This is a genomic window from Phyllobacterium sp. (genome assembly GCF_037994425.1).
Taxonomy (GTDB): Bacteria; Pseudomonadota; Alphaproteobacteria; order Rhizobiales; family Rhizobiaceae; genus Phyllobacterium.
Genome location: NZ_JBBNAM010000119.1, coordinates 1 through 2,003, shown reverse-complemented (window position 1 = coordinate 2,003; position 2,003 = coordinate 1). Strand labels below are relative to the sequence as shown.

Sequence of the window (2,003 nt, the reverse complement as noted above, 5' to 3'; positions counted from 1 at the left end):
GTTGCCTTGGTCTTCGAGCCGGAGGTCTGAAACTCGACCTTGTTCGGCTTGATCAATTCTTGCCAGTTCTTCTGGATCATTTAGCTTTTCCCTATCCTTGCCTTTACCACCATCCAATCGTGGCATTGAGGCGTGGAAACCGCAGAGGAGCTGGAAACCCAGCTCATGCGGTCAAAATCCTGTCGCGAAGATTAGACGCGGCGACGCTTGCGCGGACGGCAGCCATTGTGCGGGATCGGCGTTACGTCGCGGATCGACGTAATCGTGAAACCAGCAGCCTGGAGCGCGCGCAGAGCCGATTCACGGCCGGAGCCAGGTCCGCAGACCTCGACTTCGAGCGAGCGCATGCCATGTTCCTGTGCCTTCTTGGCGCAATCTTCAGCGGCCATCTGTGCAGCGAAGGGGGTCGACTTGCGCGAACCCTTGAAACCCTGTGCACCGGCGGAGGACCAGGCAATCGCATTGCCCTGGGCGTCCGTGATGGTGATCATAGTATTGTTAAATGTCGAATTGACGTGGGCAACGCCCGACGAAATATTCTTGCGCTCGCGGCGGCGAACGCGCGTGGCTTCCTTGGCCATGGTAGTCCTTTCAGTTGATCTCGACGCCTCCGTATTTCCAGAGGCTCCACCGTGGTTTCAGTTAGAGTGCGAAACCAGCACTGCATCTGCCAAAGGCAGAGCCGGCGCGAGCAATCGCGCCGGCATGAACTTACTTCTTCTTGCCGGCGATTGCCTTGGCTGGACCCTTGCGCGTTCGCGCATTGGTATGAGTGCGCTGACCACGAACCGGCAGGGAGCGGCGATGACGCAGACCGCGGTAGCAGCCCAGATCCATCAGACGCTTGATGTTCATCGAAACTTCACGGCGCAGATCACCTTCAACCTGGTAATCGCGGTCGATCGTTTCGCGAATCTGCAAAACTTCCGCATCGGTCAACTGGTTGACGCGACGCTCTGCAGGAATGCCGACTTTCTCGACGATTTCCTGCGCAAACTTTTGACCAATCCCGTGAATGTACTGAAGCGCAATTACAACGCGCTTGTTCGTCGGGATGTTGACGCCAGCGATACGTGCCACGTCTATTCTCCTTGTTGACCGGCAGAGCTGGAGTGCCAACACGGCAGCCAGATGACGGGATGAAAACCTATATCCGGGACAAACACAAACGATCAGCCCCGAACCTGCTTTACCGGATCGGCGCCGACCGCTTCATATCCAAGCGAATTTGCGCCGTACTTGAAGGAATCGCCGCTAAAAGTCAACTCCTTCGATGAAATTATGTCAGATCTATAAATCCGACAGAATTTTTTCGATCGATGCCGTGACATCTTCCATGTCCGCCATGCCATCGACCTTCCTCAACTTGCCCTTGGCGTAGTAATAGCCAATCAGGGGCGAGGTCTGCTTGTAATATGCTTCGAGGCGCGTACGCACTGTCTCGGCATTATCGTCGGGCCGACGCTTGAACTCGGTCGAACCGCATTTGTCACACACACCCGCGACGTGCGGCTTCTTGTTCGTGTCGTGATAGCCGGTTCCGCACTTCGCGCAGGAGTACCGGCCGGAAATGCGCTCGACGAGAACATTGTCGTCCACTTCGAGTTCGATGACGCAATCGAGGACGAGCCCTTTGGCGGCAAGCATGTCCTCTACTGCATCGGCCTGCACCAGGGTGCGCGGATAACCGTCGAGGATAAACCCCTTCGCCGCGTCTGGCTGGTCGATGCGCTCGGATACGATGGCATTGACGATCTCGTCGGAAACCAGGTTGCCGGCATCCATGACCGCTTTGGCCTTCAGGCCGACTTCAGTCCCGGCCTTCACCGCTTCTCGCAGCATATCTCCGGTCGAGAGCTGCGGAATCCCTAGTTTTTCTACCAAGCGCTGAGACTGAGTTCCCTTACCTGCCCCCGGTGGTCCGAGAAGTATTAATCTCATCTGTTGCGTTTCCCCCCACGGAGCTTCGACTTCTTGATCAGCCCTTCATACTGATGCGCAAT

Annotated in this window: 3 protein-coding genes; all 3 read right to left on the bottom strand. The window is 56.5% G+C overall.

Features of this window, described 5'->3' with window-relative positions; all coding sequences use genetic code 11:
* Positions 1-191 precede the first annotated feature (191 nt).
* The gene (gene rpsK / locus AAAB35_RS08530) at positions 192-581 is read right to left on the bottom strand and encodes a 30S ribosomal protein S11 (protein WP_008124952.1); all 390 of its coding nucleotides are present in this window, start codon (positions 579-581) and stop codon (positions 192-194) included.
* 130 nt (positions 582-711) lie between these two features.
* Positions 712-1,080: a 30S ribosomal protein S13 gene (rpsM, locus tag AAAB35_RS08525; RefSeq protein ID WP_027233182.1), complete on the bottom strand. Its 369-nt coding sequence runs from the start codon at positions 1,078-1,080 to the stop codon at positions 712-714.
* Positions 1,081-1,290: 210 nt separating this feature from the next.
* The gene (locus AAAB35_RS08520) at positions 1,291-1,941 is read right to left on the bottom strand and encodes an adenylate kinase (RefSeq protein WP_340667792.1); all 651 of its coding nucleotides are present in this window, start codon (positions 1,939-1,941) and stop codon (positions 1,291-1,293) included.
* Between the last annotated feature and the right edge of the window lie 62 nt (positions 1,942-2,003).